The organism is Paenibacillus sp. FSL R5-0923 (genome assembly GCF_038009145.1).
In the GTDB taxonomy this organism is placed as follows: Bacteria; Bacillota; Bacilli; order Paenibacillales; family Paenibacillaceae; genus Paenibacillus_AQ.
Genome location: NZ_JBBPAT010000001.1, coordinates 5,575,689 through 5,594,740 on the forward strand (window position 1 = coordinate 5,575,689; position 19,052 = coordinate 5,594,740).

A 19,052-nucleotide genomic window follows, 5' to 3' on the forward strand; every position below is an offset into this window, starting at 1 on the left:
TCCTTCTCTCAATTCAATATTTTTTGAGCAATTGCTGCTAAATCCATAATGTCGATCTTTCCGTCATTATTAAGATCTGCACGCTTAGCCGTCTGCCAATCTACACTGTTCTGATCTTTACCATAGTGCGAAGCTGCAATCGCCAAGTCACCGATGCTCACTTTACCATCCTCATTTAAGTCTCCGGATTTTATCGGCGGCTGCTCATCTGCCTTAATCTCGACTTCGATATTTGAAAGATCGGCTTCTGTCTCCAGTCCATTCGCGTCACCAAATACAGCACTGCTTACCTTTATGCTCGCTAACTCAGACTTCGTCACTGGCTTTGCTTTGAAGCTTAGTTCAAGCACCTTGGCATCACCGGTTAGACCAGTTCCCGTACTAGCCGTGATTAGGCGAATGGTTCCGATTGGATCATTCTTTGATTCTAACACCTGTATCCCATCGTTCATCGATTCGCCCGAGATGTACTCTAGAAGATTCTCGTCGTACTTCAATCGAATGTCTTGCGCATAGGTCGCATCCGTGACATTGCTAACGCCCATGTCAACTGTAAAGGTCAGACCTTGATTTATCGACTTAGGTCCACTTAAAGTTATCGCAGTAGGTTCATTCCGTTCAACAGGAACATATTCGAAAGCATCAATCATCGCAATGGTATTCGAAGAGGCGTTGTTCTTCGCCCCTTTCACGACAATCTTAATTGTATGTTCCCCTTTGGAGAGATCGGATTGTTGGAATAATACCTGCTGCTTCATCGTCGATGAACCATATCCATCAACACCCTCAGCGACTAGCCCTCCATCGAGATACACATCGAAATGTCCGTGGTTTGCCTGCAAAGCGCTGATAAATTTAATCGATGTTCCTGTAAACGTGAACGACGCTGAAGCCCCTTGCTGATTACTATAGCTTTCTGTGCCCTTGTAATCGCCTGCGTCACTGTAAGGACTCCACGTTCCGGTATATACAATCGACGGATCTTTATCATCTACTTTTATTGGAAGCACTGGTGGCTTTACACTGGATACAATCTTATATTGCTGTCCTTTCACTGTTTGGAATTCAATCAAGTTCCCATTCACCGTGAAGTTGATGGATTCCCCGCTTCCTGCGCGAACGACCTTGAATTTATTGGATTGGACAAATCCAGGGTATTTAACAGAAGCCTTATTACCCTGCTTAGAAGTAAGCAAGGCTTCTTTCAAGATCGTACCTTCCCAGCGCATATCCACTTCAAATCCGCCTCTTGCCACAAGTCCTTTAACGTTTCCGGTAGCCCATGCATCTGGTAAAGCAGCTAATAAATCGATACTTCCAGTTTGGCTTTGTAGAAGCATTTCTGCGATTCCTGAAGTTGCTCCGAAGTTACCGTCAATTTGGAACGGTGGATGTGTATCGAACAAATTGTCGAGCGTGCTGCCTCTAAGCTGCTCACCTAACAGTTTATGTGCACGGTTACCATCAAGCAGACGTGCCCATAAATTGATCTTATTCGCTTTACTCCACCCCGTTCCACCATCGCCACGAGAATTCAAGGTGACTCTTGCTGCTGCAAATAACTCCGGATTATTCACTTCATTAATAAGCGTACCTGGATACAAGCCGATCAGATGCGAGATATGGCGGTGCTGATCTGTTGGACTATCGATATCATTCTTCCACTCCTGCACCTGCCCCCAGCTTCCGACCTGCGGCATCCATAGCTTGCTTCGTTTCTCCATGACCTCGTTACGCAGCTGTTCATCGACACCCAAGATTTCACTAGCCTTGATGAACTGTGTGAACAACTCCCAGACTAATTCCTGATCATAAGACACACCGATGGATATATCCCCTTGCTCTGGAGAGTAGGAAGGAGATGATACTAGACTTCCGTCTGAATCTTCGACCAGGTATTTAACCCAGAATTGTGTTGTTTCCTTGATAATGTCATACACTTGGCCTCTTAAAAGATCTTTATCTCCACTAAAAGCATAGCGATCCCACACCTGCTGCACCATGAAGGCGTTGGCAGCCGGTGACCAGCCCCAATAAAAATCAGAGCCTGGCGCAGTATAACCAAATGGGTTGTTGACGGTATGAATCGCCCAGCCTTCCCCTTCAATTCCATGATGTCTTTGGGCTGTTTCCCTACCCGGCTCGCGCAGGGAATCAATATAATCAATGTACGGAATATCGGTTTCCGCTAAGTTAACAACCTCGGAAGGCCAATAATTCATCTGTACATTGATATTCGTATGATAGTCACTGTTCCATGGTGGATTATTTACTTGATTCCATACCCCTTGTAGGTTAGCAGGCAGTGAGCCTTCCCTGGAGGATGCGATAAGCAAATAACGGCCATATTGAAAAAATAATGCCTCCAAGCTTCTTTTCTCTCCGTCACTAGCATTCGTTTTATAACCATTCAAAAGCTCATTCGTAGGAAGATTTGTAGCAACCCCACCAAGATCAAGTGAGACTCTATCGAACAGTTCCTTATAATCTGTCAAATGGGATGCACGCAACTGATTGAATGATTTAGCGGATGCTGCGTTTAGGTTCGCTTCTACAATTTTTTTTGGCGTCTTGTCACTCTTATACGTAGGATAATTATTGGCATAATCTGTTGCAGCGGTCATCAGGATCGTGACAACACTCGCACCGTTTACGGTAAGTTTCCCATCCTTCGCTGTTACAGTTCCTCCTTCATGCTGTATTTGAAGCTGCGCTTCGTATGCCATCTTATTACTGGGTACCTTTCCACTTAGCGTTAGTTTATTTCCTTCACCCTTCACCGTATTGGACGGCTGAGCACCAGTAAGGCGAACATCGAAGGTCATCGGCTGATGCTCATCCGTTGTCAGTCTCATCACCATGACCTTATCCGGATAACTGATGAAATACTCACGCTTGTATTTTACATTGCCCGAAGTATAGGACACTCTTGCCATGGCATCATTAAGATTCAATTCACGCCGATAATCAGAGTACGTCTGAGCACCGCTGTTCCCCGATGCGCTTGTCATCTCCATCTCGGACAATTGAATTTTCGTTCCGCCCTTGCTTACAAGATCGAATTTATAGAATTTATAAGCTGTAGCATTGGAAAAAGTATATGCTTTCTTCTGTTTGCGGCTTGCAAACTCTTCATTGGATCTGTTATCTAGCGGGGTCCACTGCTGCCCGTCATTCGAGCCTTTCAGCGTCCAGCTCTTCGGATCCCGATCAGGCACATCATTCCCTGAAGTGAACGAATAGCCGGTAATTACCTTAGCCTCTTCATATGCCCACTGCACCCAAAAAGGTGGTGCTCCATCACCTGAATACCATTTCGTATTTACCGAACCATCGGTTAAATTGGAAATAGGCTCGCCGTATTGTGGATTATCCGAGCTCGCTGTTACCGTATACGCTGACTGACGGTTAAAATCTAAGAACACGTCACCAAATGCTTGATACGCTCCGAAAGAACTATCACCAGCACCCATAACACCAGTAATCTTCCCTACAAGAGCCTTAGCTTCATTAATTTTCCCTTCTTTTAGAAGCTGTCTTATGGTCTCAACATGTTGCTGAGCACCGTCTTTAATACCATATTGATAATTTGAATCTGCTCCAGGCCCACCGCTCCACAGTGTCTTTTCATTAAATTGAATTCGCTCCTGCTCAACACCACCAAATACCATGCCACCCATATAACCATTTCCGATAGGGAGCGCCTGCGTCTCCCAGTTCGTGGCCGGTGCTTGATACCATAATGACAAATCCTGATCTGTCGCAGGCGCAGTTTCAGCTGCCGACTGAACATCTGCATACACTTTTGGACCTAAAACACCATTAGACGGAAGTATGCTGATAAGTAGCTGCGAGCAAGCGATCCATACAGATAGTAGAATTGCAGTCTTTCTGACTAATCTACTTTTACCGATTGGCATGCGTTGATCCCCTCTCATAATAACAACCACTGATTGTAAAAATGAGGCAACCTACTACTCCACAATCTTTTTCGCAAGTGCAGCAAGATCAGCAATATCTATTTTGCCGTCCTTGTTCAGATCTGCGTGATTAATCTTACTCCAATCTGGACTGGAGGAATCCTTACCGTAATGGGCAGCCATGATTCCTAAATCGCCGATACTCACTTTGCCATCGCCGTTTAAATCTCCAGGTAATTCCGTATTTACTGTGATCTGAATGGTTAAGGATGTCGGTTGGAGCACGGATTCTTCCCCTTGACTGTCACTTATTATCGCTTGAGTAAGCCGGATAACTCCCTCTGTGTCTTGTATTACATCTGCTGCTTTGAAACCAAGTTCAACAATTTCAGCATCGCTAGTAATCGGATACTGACTACCCAAACTTGCCAAGAGAACCCTTAGCTTACCGGGAGTACTTGTAGATGGTTCATTGATAATAATTACGCCTTCCTGCAAAGAGCGAATTGAATCTGGAAGGTATTCCATGACAGCCGGATCAAATTCAAAGGTAATGTCCTGTGCATACACATCACTGGAGACACTGGTGATCCCATACTTCACGGTAAAAGACTCCCCCGGCATAACAACCTTCTTACTCCCTACTAAAGTAGCTGAAGGCATAGGATCAGATGCATCTGCGTTCACTACAGGATTCGTAAAAGATACACAGCTTAAAACCACGGCGATAATGGTCATCATTACCGCCTTTTTGTACCATCGACTATTGTTCAAATTCTTCTCACCTTCATCTTTTAAATTTTGTTCAGGATGTTAGCGTGTGTTATTGAGTTACGATTTGTTTCGCTAATTGAGCAAGATCTGTAATATCGATCTTACCGTCACCATTCATATCCGCACGCTTCGCTTGCTGCCAATCAGGACTTGATGAATCTTTGCCGTAGTGTGCAGCAACGATACCCAGGTCACCAATGCTGACTTTTCCGTCGCCGTTAAGATCGCCTGATATTCCTGTTTGTTCTGGTTTCACTTTTACAGAGATTGTAGCTGGTGCAGTTGCGGTCTCTGCTCCGTCTTCATCACCAAGCAGTACCTCTAACACGCTGATATTAACGGTAACCGTCTCAGATACTTCTTTTGCCTGGAATGTCAGCTCGGCAATTTGTTGATTTCCGCTTAATCCGTATTCCGCACCTTCACTCGCCATAATCAAACGAAGCTTTCCAGGTGTTTTAATTGTCTCTTCAACAATCGCAACACCTTGGATCAGTGATTTAGCGGACACATAATCCATGCGGTCAGCATCGTACTGAATGGTGATGTCCTGTGCAAATACCTTCCCGGAGATATTGTTCACATCATACCGGACAACAAAAGGCTTGCCGGAAGTAACGGATGCATCAGCACTCAATACGGCTTGCACTTGAGCCGTTTCCTGCTGCACTTGATACACTGTTATCTCGGCTGCGGATGCGAATTCACCCACGCCTTTTACAGCTTCCAGCTTAATGTGAGTCGCTTCCACCGGAGCGAAATTCACTTCCTTGAGCTGTTTGCTTCGCAGCCAGTTCCCGCTTGTCATGAGCGTGTAATTCACACCATCGGTGCTTGTGTACACGTTGTAAGCAGTAATTGTGCCATTGCCTTCATCCGGCCGAGGTAAGTATCCTAGCTTGCTGATGGTATACTTTCCGCCCAGATTCACCATTATTGATTGCGGAAGTGGATCAACGTTAAACCACTTCGTATGCCAATGTGTATCCGGATCGCCGTCCAATGCCAAATTCGGATCGTTTTCGCCTGCTTCATAGCTCGTAGCTTCTGCACTCATTTGACTTTGCGGAATTTCGGTTAGGTTGCTCTGTCCAGTAACCGTCACCACACTTGTTGCTGTAAATCCGCCTTCTTCCGTCGTCGCGGTAATCGATGTCGTACCCTGCCCTTTTGGCGTGACCATTCCCTTACTGTCTACGCTGGCAACACCAGGATCGCTGCTTACCCACTTAACTGTCTTATTACCGGCATTCTCAGGCTCAATGCTCGCTTTCAATTGAACCGGTGCGTCCAACGCCTTAAGTGAGAGTGTCTCACGGTCAAGCTTTATGCCAGTAACCTTCTGTCCGTCTTCCAGCGGGATGCCGAACAGCTTGAATTCACGAATAGCAGCCTTTGATTGAGCATCAGGCAGTCCGGTGATCGTAATTCTAGCGAATCTACCCTGGCTTCCAAATGTATCCTGAATGGTGCCAGTTTCCTGATTATTCGTTCGATTCGTTACTGTATTCCAATTGGAGTTCGCGGTTTCCCGAACTTCAATTTTGTACTGATAAGCCTTGTTACTATGTTCAAAAGAAACTTCGGAGGATTTAATGGAATGCATCATACCGAGATCAACCGTCCAGCTATGGCTATTGTTCTTATCCGCTGCTGACCAGAATGTGTCCACATTCCCATCATTAGCGAGGCCAGCCGGATGCGCTTGATCCTCACTGTCCGCTGTAGCAGGTTTACCTTCTGAAATCAATCGAACTTCAGGAGCTGCCTTCGGCGCCTCATAGACATCGACCTCCGAAGCCGAAGCGAACCCGCCAAGTGCAACAGCTGCTTCAAGCTTCACATAACGGGCGGAAACACTATCGAAAAGAATGTATTTTTTCAAGTTGTTTCTGAGCCATGTACCACTGGATACCTTCGTATATAAATCTCCATCCGTGCTGACGTAAAGGTTGTATGAGGTAATGGTTCCGTTCCCAGCATCCAGACGTGGTGCATACCGGAATTGGCTAACATTGCGAACCTTACCTAAATCGAGAATGATGGATTGCGGGAGCTTATCGGATCCATCCCATTTCGTATGCCATGCGGAATTCCGGTCCCCATCAATCGCTTTAGCTGCTTCCGCACCAGGCTGGAAGCTTTTCGCTGAGGCTGTCATCTCATTTTTAGGTATCGCTGTCGGTGAAGGCTGTGATAGATCACGATACAGATTGATCTCTGCAGCAGATACGACACCCCCAACAGCTTCTGTCGCTTCAAGTTTCACAAAAACAGCTTCTACTGTATCAAAATTCACCGTCTTCTCTAGTTTGTCATCATTCCATTGTCCACTGCTTACGAGCGTATAGTTGGTTCCATCCATACTCGTATACAGCTTGTAACCTGTAATTGTGCCGTCTTTGCCACCGTACTGTCTTGGCAAGTATTTCATTTTATTCACATACTGTTTAATCCCCAGGTCTAAAGTGATGCTCTGCTTACTTCCAGCATTTGCTGAAGAAAGCCATATCGATTCATAGCTGCCATCCAGCACATTAGCTGCCGGCGTATCCGAAGCCGCATTCGTTGCAGTTGCAATCATATCTTCCTGCGGAATACGACTTGGGTCTGTGTCCACCTGAGGCAGCTCAATTTTGACAGCATCTACTAGTGGAGTCGTATCTGCTGTAAAGCCTGCGACTTTCACAACAAATTCCTTATCAGTGGATATGGATGGTGTTTTAATGTACAGGATGCCGCCTTTATCTTGCTTAGCATAGTACCAGCCACTTGTTGCGCCATCCCATGCTGCTTTGGACTGCAATTCAGGATAGGATGTTCCATCTACAGAAACAGCCTCCGGGTGATCTGGCATATGGATTGTAAACTGATTCTTACGTGACTCCAATTTGCCTTTATAGTCACCTACGCTTGCTCCAACCTTGATAATCAAGTCTCCACTCCCTTGCTCAGGAGCGATGGAGGTTATTAATGTTTTGGCAAATTTGCCTGTACGATGCTCCTTCGATGTACCATCATCTTCATACATCGTAAAGCTTGACGATTTATAAGGATAAATATCATAAGTAATTGGATCAGGAGGAACCTGACCGTCGTATAACGATTCAGGATACATCGGGATGATAGCCCCGCCCTTTACTAGAAGCGGCAAGCGATCCAGTGGAGCATTGTATTCGTCTAACATTTTTGAACCGTAATGTTCTTCTCCTGTCCAGTAATCGATCCATTTTCCTTTTGGAAGATATATTCCGTTTCGCATAGTCGTGTCGGTATATACTGGCGCAACCAGGAACGATTCCCCGGACATGAATTGATACTGTGTTAAAGTTCCTTTGGAGTTCGGATCATTCGGATAAGAATAGATCATTCCCCGCATGATCGGAGCCCCGGACTCGTAAGACTCATTGAGATAGGTATACAAGTATGGTGTCAATTGCTGTCTTAGCTTCAATGCATCCCTGTTATAGCTCGTATAAGGTTCTCCCCATACCCAAGGCTGCTTATCTTTGGCTGCCCAACCAGACATGTTCATCAGGATTGGAGTGAAGATCTTCCACTGTAAGTCTCGAACGTAGGTTTTAGCGCTTCCTCCGAAGATCCCATCAATATCTCCGGTTGAGTAAGGCATCCCAGATAGCCCTGCTCCGATCATCGACGGGATATGGAATCGAATGTATTCCCAGTTGCCCGACTGATCTCCGGACCATACGGTAGAATATCGCTGGGTACCTGCCCAGCCACCAACGGACCAGACATAACCTCTGTCATCAGAGTTATCTTCAATTCCTGTAAACGCCTGTTTGCTGGCGCCCAGGGCGAAATCGTATCCAGGTCCCACCCAGGCAACGTCGAGTTTAGCGAGCCTTGTACCCTCTACTCCAACTTCTTGCGCGATTTTATCAACACCATTTTGAGTCCATAGTCCGGTATAGAAACCTTCCTTGTGTAGTTCGTCAACGGTGTTGCCTAGATCCGTATAACCGCAACCATATCCGTCATTCGGTAAAATCCAGGCTCCAGGCATATCATTTTCCCGATATTTTTTAGCAATAAGGTTAACGACATCGGAGGTCTTTTCTGGATCTCTGTTGTAACAATCCGCATCACCAAGTCCCATACCCCAACGAGGAATCAAGGATGGTTTACCTGTAAGATCTGTATAAGCGTTCAAAATATCTTTCATTGTCTCACCGTAGAAATAATAAGCATCAAACCGATTTTCGTTATGCGTCAGCTTGACGGTCGAATCAAAATCATAAGTACCGCTTTGAAAAGTGTTACGAAGCACTCCGTATCCTGCAGTACTCAAGTAGAATGGTGCAGGATTCGAAACCGTGCCGCTTCCCCAATCCCCATAGTTGTTAGCGATAGTAATTTTGCGATCACGATGATTGAAGAATCCATTCTGCATACCGCCGCCGTAGAAATATTCATCCTCACCCCGGATAAGCTGTTGTGAGGCTGACTGTCCGTTATAGTTCAAGCTAGCAGATTCTTCCCACACCACCGTTTGGTTGTCACTTTTGTACATGGCGAACTTCAACGGATTTTTGTAGGCTCTCAGCACGAATTTTCCTGTTTCCATCTTGTAATACGTACCTTCATCAGACCACTTTACATTAACAGGTCCGAAATCATCCTTGATGACGATTGGCTCGATCGGCTTTTCCGCGCTTTTTCCTGTCAATTCCTTGAATTGCCCGTTCACACCAAGCCAAATCCGGAACATATCCTCCCGCTGAAAAATCACTTTTATCTTGTCAGAGCCTGACGTAATCTCAAACGTGTTATTATCTTTCTTTACGAAGTCAGAAATGTTACCAACGGAAGCACCATGGGCGGTTTCCGGGCGAATCATGAGCCCTGTAACCATAAGGATCATCAATGCCAGCATCCACATACCAAAGCGATTATAAATTGATCTCAATCCATTCCCTCCATTCAAATGAAGCGGCAAGACAGGATACAGCCTCCACTGTAGTTTGAATTCCTTGTCTTGCCGCTTGGATTCAAGCTGCTATTGTTATTCAATCACAATGTCTTTAGCTATAAGCACCAGGTCCGTCAGATCGACCTTGCCGTCACTATTGATGTCTGCCCGTTTCGCCTTATCCCAATCTGGGTCTGCAGAACTCTTTCCGTAGTTAGCTGCGACAATAGCCAGATCGCCGATGCTGACTTTGCCATCACCATTCAAATCCTTAGAAGGTTCTGGCACTGTTGTTGTAAACTCCACCTGAGCCGAGGAAGTAGCTGCGCTTGTTTCCTGTCCTTCGCTATCCCCAAGCGTTGCACGCTTTACAGTAATACGTCCGGTTTGGGGCTCTGTCAGATCCTTAGCCTTAAAGGTAATCTTAGCTACATCAACATCCCCTTTAATCGCACTCCCTGAACCTTGGCTAGCCAGAATCAGACGTACAGTGCCTTCTGTATTCTTCGTCTCAAGGATACTCACGCCGTCCACCAACGCATTAGCGGATACATAATCCATTAGTGAAGCGTCGAATTCAATCGTGATATCTTGGGCGTACACCGCCTTTGTAACATTGTGGAGACCTATCGTTATGTCGAAATTCTGACCATAAGGAACGCTTTTCGGAGCAGCTAAACTTGTTGCCACTTCACCTGGAACCTCCCTAGCCACTGTAATCTTACTCACTGCTTTATGTCCTCCGGATACGGTTGTTGCAGTAATATCAGCGGTTCCTGCCTTTAACGCAGTCACGACAGCTTTCCCGCCTTGAACTTGAACAGTCGCAATAGCTTCATCGCTGCTATTCCAGGTCACCTGTTTATTCGTTGCATTCCCCGGTTGAAGGGAGGCACTTAGCGTTTGTGTTTCTCCGACCTTCATCGAAATCTCAGCTTTATCCAGCTTGATACCGGTTACCGGAACTTCAGGAACGTTATTGCTGTACATAAAATTATCAAACACGGTAACTGAAGGACCGAATACTCTAGCCCCCATTTTCCCAGCGTCTGTTGGGATCTGTGCAATAGCATCATCAAAATAAGTCGTTCCATTGATAATCAGCGCTACATGTTTCCCTTCAAACTTCACTTTTACGGTCGATGTTGTGCCTTTTTTCAATTTGGCGGCCTGAGCATTGGTCAATAAACCATAGGAATCCTGAGCGTTCACCCAGTACCAAGCACCTTGATCAAAGCCTATAGAAGCCCAAGCATCATTATTGACATAGCGCAAAATAACACCCGTTCGTATAACATCACTCTGCGGCGTAATCTTAAACTCGATCTCACCATCTCCAATACTCGGAGATTGCTGATCGATAAACAGATTATTTACACTGTTGGAGGTGAACTTAACGGCATGCTCGCCCGCTTGATCAGGTGCTTCTACAAGCTCCATACGTCCGACACCTTTACCGATGACATGCTCCCAGCCTTCGAGCGAGTTATTCTCAAAGCTCGCTGAATATCTCACAGGCGCTGGAACTTCTACAGGATCATCTGGGTTAGGAGCGTAGACTTCAAATTCATACATGGAGTAACCATAGGTTCCCACTCGCTTCGTACCTAACATTCGGACATATCTCGCTTGTTCAGTTGGGAATTTGACAATCTCTACTCCGCCAACGCCAGCGTTAGTCATGTAAACGTCCCGCCAGTTCTCCGCATTATCGGATACTTGAACTTTATAGCCTTTGGCATAAGCACTTTCCCATTTGAAAATAACCTTGCTAATGTCAGTACTTTGGCCTAAATCAACATAGATCCACTCGTTGTCGGTATATTTGGAGGACCAGCGAGAAACACCCGTATCAACCTCATCCACTACAAGACTAGCCGGAAATTGAGGTACTTCGACGGAAGAAGCTACTGCTGTTTTGTGAGCAGCTAAATTGATGGTCCAAGCGGGTGATCCTGCTTCCTCCGCAATTTCTTTTCCTGATAGTACCCGATTAAAAATCTTGAATTCATCCAGTAGTCCAGTGAATGCTTTGGATGAACTGCCGATTATAGCCGCAGGTAGCATTGTCGTTACAGCAACAGAGCCTTTTAGATCTCCATCAATATACAGAGAAGTTCCATTTAGATCTCCTCTGAAGGCAACATGTACCCAGCGCCCAACTGGAATCGCTGCATTAAAGCTGTAATCATAGCCCTCTCGGGTGAATCCGGCATTTGGTGTCCCTTTCTGCTTCAGCTTTATTGCACCATATTCGGATTCCATCAGTATTTTTTCATCCGCTTCATGTTGATCATCAAGCTTAACCCACGTGGACACCGTCCAAGGGAAGCCCTTTATTTGAAGCGGTGTTTGAATATGATCTGAAGTCCCTGCAAACCGTACGCCTTTTCCTGTTTTTCCATCATCCACGCGAGTAACGCCAGCTCCTAATGTAGCATCATAGGAATTTCCGGACTGATCAGAGACCGTCTGCGCGCCTTCTTCAAATGGATAATGAACAACAAGATCAGTGGCCGTATTCACTTCATGTAATAAATTCGTTCCAGGACCTTCGCCTAGCTTCGCTGACAACTGCTGGAACTCGGTGAATGTGCTGTCCGTGGACTGGCCTCTCCACATCTTTTCTGCAAGGACAGGCATCGCTTTCTTCACACGATCGTGGACGTCCGCCTCACTTACTTTCTTGCCCATCATATCGTTCCAAGCCCCAAACATCGCACCGAGCAGGTTCGGCTCACCTTCCTGCAGCTTCGTATTTCCACCAAAGTTCGTTGGGTCCCAGTTATTAAACAACCACTGAGAATCCAGATAATCATGGTAATATCCAGCTTTCGGTACAATGTAGAGCGTGGAATCCACCGTATTGATAATTTTGAATCCATCTCTCACCGATGCTACCGGATCTTGCCAACCGTTATTCCAGGCGTTTACGGCTATATCCTTATCTACTACCGTGGTACCCGGGAATGCATTCAAGCTGCCCCACATTCTTGATTTCTTCCCCTTGCTCTTTAAGTGCTCGTTCATCGTGTTCAAAAACTCGCGATACTTCTCAAAAGTAGTCCGATCATTAGGTGCGAATTCATCGCCTCCAAAATGAACCGTTTCTGAATCAAACCATTCCCCATCTAAATATTCGTCCCACACATCCTTGATGAAATCGACCGTTTCCTGACGTGTAATATCCAGATGATCGACAGGCAAATTATCCTTAACCAGATCTGGTCTAACCTTTGTAAATGAAAGAGCATGGCTGGGGGTATCAATTTCCGGCGTGATGTTAAGTCCCCGTATTTGGGCGATGTCCTGCAATTCACGCATATCCTGTTTCGTGTAGTGTCCATCCTTTGCCGTTAATTCCGGATACTTGGTACTTTCTAAACGGAAAGCCGTATATTTGTTCCAATGCTCCCTGCTGTTATCCTTAAAAATCTCGTTATCGTTCAGATGGAGCTGGAAATCATTCATTTTGTAATAGGACATAAATTTGGCGTAATCCTTCAGGAAGTCTATCGTGAAAAACTTGCGTCCTACATCAAGCATAAAACCGCGTTCTCCATACTTAGGAGAATCCTTCGCTACCCCTTTTACAATGCTGATCTTCTCAGGATCTTGCTCCAAAATTTGTAGTGCCGTTCTTGTTCCATAGAACACACCGGTCTCGGTGTTTGCATATATTTCCACATAATCTCCTACTTCAAAGTAGTAGCCTTCCTTGCCTATCGATTCATCAGCTGTCTTATCGAGCCTAAGCAGGAAGTCCCCTTTAGAAGCAGGCTTATTTTGAACAATCGGTAAATCGTACCCTGTTAATTCTTTAAGATCCTCTTGAAAGACCTCTGCCGTAGCTGGTAGTTCGCATAAACATTCACTCGTGGGGATTACGATTTTGGAACTGTCAGTCATCTTGAAAGAACCACTTCCCCCAGTCCACTCTTGTAAACTTGGTATCACTTTTGGTTTAGCATTCTCTGCTTCAGCTGCTGCTGCAAATGGTAGTGGAGTAGAGTAAAGTACTAGACAAAAAACTGTAAGGACGTAAACCCATTTTTTCATCTGTCATCCTCCTACTAGTCAAATCATCAATTTTGAAAAAAACCAGGTACATCATGTTTAGTTACTCACACATGTACCTGGCCTATGACTTTGATTACTCTACAATTTTGCGTGCTACAATAACCAAATCTTCCAACCCGACTTTGCCGTCACCGTCAATATCTGCTTTCTTCGCTTTCTCCCAATCTGGGCTTGCTGTAGTCTTGCCGTACTGCGCTGCAACCATTGCCAGGTCACCAATCGTTATTTTGCCGTCACCGTTAATGTCGCCTTGCGTTCCTTTCTTACCAATCTCTACATTTACGGAAGAGATCGCTGCCGAAATTTCTTTACCCTGATCATCTGAAATGATTGAACTCTTAACGGCGATTGCCCCATTTACCGTTTGGTTAACTTCCTTCGCTTTAAAGGTTAATTCGAGGACGTCTGCACTGTTACTAATTCCATGGGTCGCACCTTCACTTGCTACAATAAAGCGAAGTTTACCTGGGGTGCTGTTGATTGAATCAATAACGCTTACCCCACTAATTAACGAACGCGCCTCAACGAATTCCATAACATCCGCGGCATACTCTAGGGCGATGTCCTGCGCAAAAATCTTATCAGACAGATTCCGTAGTCCATATTGAACTTTGAACACTTCTCCTGGCTGAACTTGACTTGGCGCTGTCAAAGTAGAGGAAGATTTTAACTCACCGTCTGTTTCTGTTACGATGACACGGCTGGTCGCAGCGAAGCCCCCATCCATTGTCGTTGCCGTAATTACGGTTTCGCCTACCTTCAATCCCTTAACTAGAGCATGACCTTCTTGCTGTTCAACGGTTGCTACAGCTTCATCACTGCTGCTCCAAAGTACTTTTTTATTCGAAGCATTCAGAGGCTCTATCACAGCGTTCAATTCGCCTGTGCTGCCTACTTTAATCTCTAGCCGTTCTCTATCCATAACGACGCCTGTAACTTTTACTGCTTCTGCCTCATCCTCCGTCTTGAACACATTGAGTTCTGCAGCAGATGCGAAGGTACCCACGCCTTCTATAGCTTCAAGTCTCAAATGTGTTGCTTCTACAGCTGTAAAGCGAACAATTTTTGTGGTCTGATCGAGGGGCCATGATCCATCTGCAATTTTTGTGAAATTCGTTCCGTCAACACTCGTGTACAGGTTATAGCTTGTAATCGTTCCATTGGTTCCAGATACTCTAGGTGAATAATTGAATTGATTAATGTTATATTTGCCTCCGAGATCCAGAGTAATGGATTCCGGTAAGTGTGCCGGGCTCCATTTCGTATGCCAGATTGTAGACATATCTCCATCGAGTGCTAGACTTGCTTCACCTCCAGGCTGGAAGCTACTGGCCGTTGCAGTCATTTGCGATTGTGGGATTTGCGTGTTAGGCATATACACATTAATCGTCGAGGCTGCACTTTTTTTACTTCCATCCTTAGCGGTAGCAGTAATGATGGCTGTTCCCGCTTGAAGCGCAGTAACTTTTCCGGCCTGATCCACCGATACAATTTCCGGATAGTCAGAAGTCCAGAGCAGTGTCCGGTCCTGAGCATTTGCTGGTTTTACCTGAGCGCTAACAGTGCTTGACTGTCCTTTGTTCAGATCCATCTTATTTGGCGTTAGTGTAATAGTCGAAACAAGTACACCTTCCTCCGGAACGATCGCACCCTCATCATCGACGCGAATGTTATCGACCACCAGCGTACCGGTTAACTCCTTCTGACTGTTCAGCTTGTTTTTGATAATGGCCAGATAGGCATCTTTCGCCCCTTCGGTTGTAAAAGATAGATCCAGCGTGTCGCGTCCTTCTTTCAAATTCTCACTCACCAGATCACGAACTACCCCATTCTCCTTCACTCGAATAGCCACTGTGTACATATCCGTCTCATCTGAATTGTAGTCCATCGTCAGATGGTAACGGTTATCCTCCTTCATTCGGAGCGTGTGAGGCAATGTACGAAGCCATTCACCGGTTGCATCTTCATTCGTTTTAAGCGACCAATTACCATCCAGAACATAATTCATGATCTGATTGTCGCCTTTTTCAACTAAATGCGTACGAACTGGACCTATTTTAGAATAAACGAAGGGACCCCAGCCCTCATCAACGTTCTCGAAATCCTCGAACAATACAGAATTACCAGCGTCAGTCTTGGTTGGATTCTCCCATACTCTTACATCGTCAAAGGTTACAGTCGAACTTCCATCTTCTACATTCAAATAGAGATTGGCGGTCTCACTAACCGCATCAAAGGTAACCTTAATCCGCTGGAAGTTCGTGCTCACATATTTATGCTGCTGGGCTAAAAAGCCATGCTCTGTGTTATCCAGTGTATTGACAACCTTGTCAGCCCCTTGCTTCACACCGATTTCCACGGTGCGTTTCCCATCTACTTTCACCCATACTGATGCAGAATACGTCTTGCCCGGTGTAAGTCCGGTAATCTCCTGCTGAATTACTGCATCACCAGGACCCTTCACTTGAAGCTGGTCATCGGCGTTACTGTTCTTCACAAATTTAATGTGATCATCACTTGCAGCTGTGGAAGATTTCTTCCAGCTACCGAATGTTTGGCTGTCAAAGCCAGGGTCCTTTACCGAACTCCCTTCGCCCCATGCCATTTCCGGCTCTTCAGCAGCTGTTGTCTTATACAGGGCATAACCAATCCCCGGCTGCGCGGTAAGTGTGACTTTACCTCCAGTTACTTCTACACTGCCAACATGCTCACGTCCTAAATCTGTCAGCTTATACAACTGTGCCGTCGTTACGTTACTCCATGATTCTGGAAGACTCCAAGTCGTTTGGCCACCTGCTGGATTCCAGTGATAGATTTTTTCTTCTATCTCAGGACTCCATGGAATAAAGACCGTACTGTCACTAATGTTGCTGCTATCTGTCATGATAGCGATTTCACGACCATCCTTACTTAAATGGATCTTACCGTCCTGCTTACGTTCAACTACAACCTTCTTTTCAAAATCGATACGGTTATCGGTCATCTTGATGATCGGGAAATGCTGCATATATTTTGTTGGTAGATTGTGATTGAAGAATGCCGCACTAGTTGATTGGTAGCTGTAGAATGGAGCACTGTTCTGCCAATAACCCACGCCTACCTGCTTATTCCCTTTCAGTAAAGGGGTTGTTAAGAAGCCATCCAGCGATTGATTCCTTAGGAAACGGGTAACCTTACTATCATCACCTTGGTTCGGGTACCCCGGATCTGTTCCCCAGTGAACCCAAGAGGCCTGCTCAAACAGAGGTCCTGCAAATTCTGTACCGAGCATCCAGCCGTTACCGTTGATATAATCTGCGAGTTTCTTCGCATTGTAATCGGCACCATCATATACATCCACATATACAAAGGATAGGTTGTCGCCTGTGTCGCTTTTCAGCATATCCAGACGTCTTTTTAATTCACCGGATTCCACATCTTTGGTTTTGTTAACATAGAATGTTTGATCCAGCCAGCCCCAACCTTTACTTAATGGCTGATTCATATTTTCCATTTTGGTGCCGAAAGCATCCAGCGCGTATTCTGTTGCGTTAATGTGTACACCGCCGCGGATATTGTATTTCTTTCCTTCACTCAAAATATAATTAAAATCCTTCTCTCCACCCTGACGAATACCGATATGACCGCCGTAATCTGGGTGAGAGTCATCATGACCTTCCGCTTGATATCCTTTGAATAGAATCAGCTGTCCAAAGCCATCCGTGAGATTAGAGATCTTCTTCGCATTATCAAAAGCACGCAAGAACGGAGAAGTTGTAGTAGATCCGATGTTCATGCTGATATAAGAGATATTGTCCCTTATCATTTCACTGCCGGTTGGAGCATCCATATTCTGACGATATACAATAGCTCCATCTTGCCAGTCAACAACTTTGTCTCCATTCGCATCTGGAGTCAGTACAACCTTAGCCCAAGGCAGAGGCTCCGGATCAAGCACAGTACTTCCACGATAAACCCATGAGCCTCCTGATAACGCTGCTTTCTTCGTATGGAGTGCTGTATCATCGCCTACCTTAATACGTACCTTATCAAAGCCATTTACTACATTGGTGATTACACTCGCAGCTAAGACGTCGGAGTTAACGAATGCATATGCACGCCCCCCACTCACGTCTGCTACACCCGTCTTAAGATCGTTAAATTCGTCCTGTACAACGTTCCAGCCCCCAGTTATCCGGACAGCCGTTTCCTGCGCTGTAGGCTGGGTTCCAATTACAGAGGCAAGGTCATGATCAGGGAATTCGATCGTTTTCACTTTTTCAGTACCATTCTCTTCAATGCTGGCCACTTTGAACTGAAGAATGTTATCCTGAACCTCCATTTCAACTTTGAGATTCACTTTAATTTCTGGAATCTGAAGCGTGTAGGCTGCAGACTCACCATGAGTGGCATCTGCTGCTTTTTTACTAAAATCAGAAGCGACTATGAAATAGGACTTCTCGTTGATTTTTATCTCATTAAATCCATTTAACTGTCCATACATTTCCGCGCCGCTGTCTAACCATGTGTATTGTTTAACCCGAGGGAACTCTTTATCGATTTCAACCTTCATGGTGTCCGAGCTTAGAGTTTCAGTAATCGTAATCGGCCTCGGTACTGGATCAGTGGATACAATTGGAGTTACCTTCACATCGTCAATCCATAGGGTCTTGTTATTAAACCAGCTGCGTAGTCCAATCTTCCCTGCACTTGTCGATAATGAGGGAAGACTCGTCGTAAGCACGTTATTGCCATCGATCGATAAAGCTACGCTACCTTTCTCATAGCGCAATTTGAGGGTATACTGTTGGTCAGCAGCAAAGGTAAAACTAGGAGCCGTAATATTTCCATACGATTCCGTCCCTCCTTTCATAGCATCCCAGCCCCAAGAACCCGCATCATATTGGATAACATTGTAGTTATTGCTATCGACGAATCGGTAGACCAGTCCAAATCGTGTGGCAGGCTGACTAAATTTTAACTTCACCTCATATTCAGCATTGGCAACCTGAGGTGAATCTTGGTCTGCTAAAATAACAACCCCTTGTGTCACCGCCTTAACAGCACCTTGATCCGCCGAAAAAGTAGTGGTCCCCTTAGCTGCAGCCCATCCGTCGATGTTGCCATCATTGTAATCTCTGAAATACACGTCCGATTCTTGAGCCGCGAATACGGCTGCCGATGGCAAGCCAAGCTGTACCCCTAGCAACAACGTCAATAGCAAGCTAACCGCTTTGTAACGTTTTCTCATCTCTACGACCTCTTTTCACTTAAATATAAGTAGAATGAACATTATCAATTCACATATTTCCTTTAATTGTATGTTTTTGACATCACAAGGCCATAATGAGCCCTCCTTCCATAAG

At 45.4% G+C, this 19,052-nt stretch carries 5 protein-coding genes; all 5 read right to left on the bottom strand.

The window, feature by feature from the left end; translation table 11 throughout:
* Positions 1-8: 8 nt before the first annotated feature.
* Positions 9-3,920: a glycosyl hydrolase family 95 catalytic domain-containing protein gene (locus MKX35_RS25060; protein ID WP_076300806.1), complete on the bottom strand. Its 3,912-nt coding sequence runs from the start codon at positions 3,918-3,920 to the stop codon at positions 9-11.
* Between the two features lie 54 nt (positions 3,921-3,974).
* Positions 3,975-4,694 carry a cohesin domain-containing protein gene (locus tag MKX35_RS25065; RefSeq protein ID WP_143759574.1) on the bottom strand — a complete coding sequence of 240 codons (720 nt, stop codon included), beginning with the start codon at positions 4,692-4,694 and terminating at the stop codon, positions 3,975-3,977.
* A gap of 49 nt (positions 4,695-4,743) precedes the next feature.
* Positions 4,744-9,624 carry a discoidin domain-containing protein gene (locus MKX35_RS25070; protein ID WP_143759573.1) on the bottom strand — a complete coding sequence of 1,627 codons (4,881 nt, stop codon included), beginning with the start codon at positions 9,622-9,624 and terminating at the stop codon, positions 4,744-4,746.
* Between the two features lie 96 nt (positions 9,625-9,720).
* A complete protein-coding gene (locus tag MKX35_RS25075) occupies positions 9,721-13,686 on the bottom strand; it encodes a family 20 glycosylhydrolase (RefSeq protein WP_076300803.1) in 3,966 nt (1,321 codons plus the stop codon).
* A 94-nt stretch (positions 13,687-13,780) separates the two neighbouring features.
* On the bottom strand, positions 13,781-18,937 hold the full coding sequence (locus tag MKX35_RS25080; protein ID WP_076300802.1) for an endo-alpha-N-acetylgalactosaminidase family protein: 5,157 nt from the start codon (positions 18,935-18,937) through the stop codon (positions 13,781-13,783).
* Between the last annotated feature and the right edge of the window lie 115 nt (positions 18,938-19,052).

Excerpts from the sequence above, each read along its gene's own strand:
- MKX35_RS25060 (WP_076300806.1), bottom strand. The coding sequence starts at position 3,920 with ATGCCAATCGGTAAAAGTAGATTAGTCAGAAAGACTGCAATTCTACTA.
- MKX35_RS25075 (WP_076300803.1), bottom strand. The coding sequence starts at position 13,686 with ATGAAAAAATGGGTTTACGTCCTTACAGTTTTTTGTCTAGTACTTTAC.
- MKX35_RS25080 (WP_076300802.1), bottom strand. The coding sequence starts at position 18,937 with ATGAGAAAACGTTACAAAGCGGTTAGCTTGCTATTGACGTTGTTGCTA.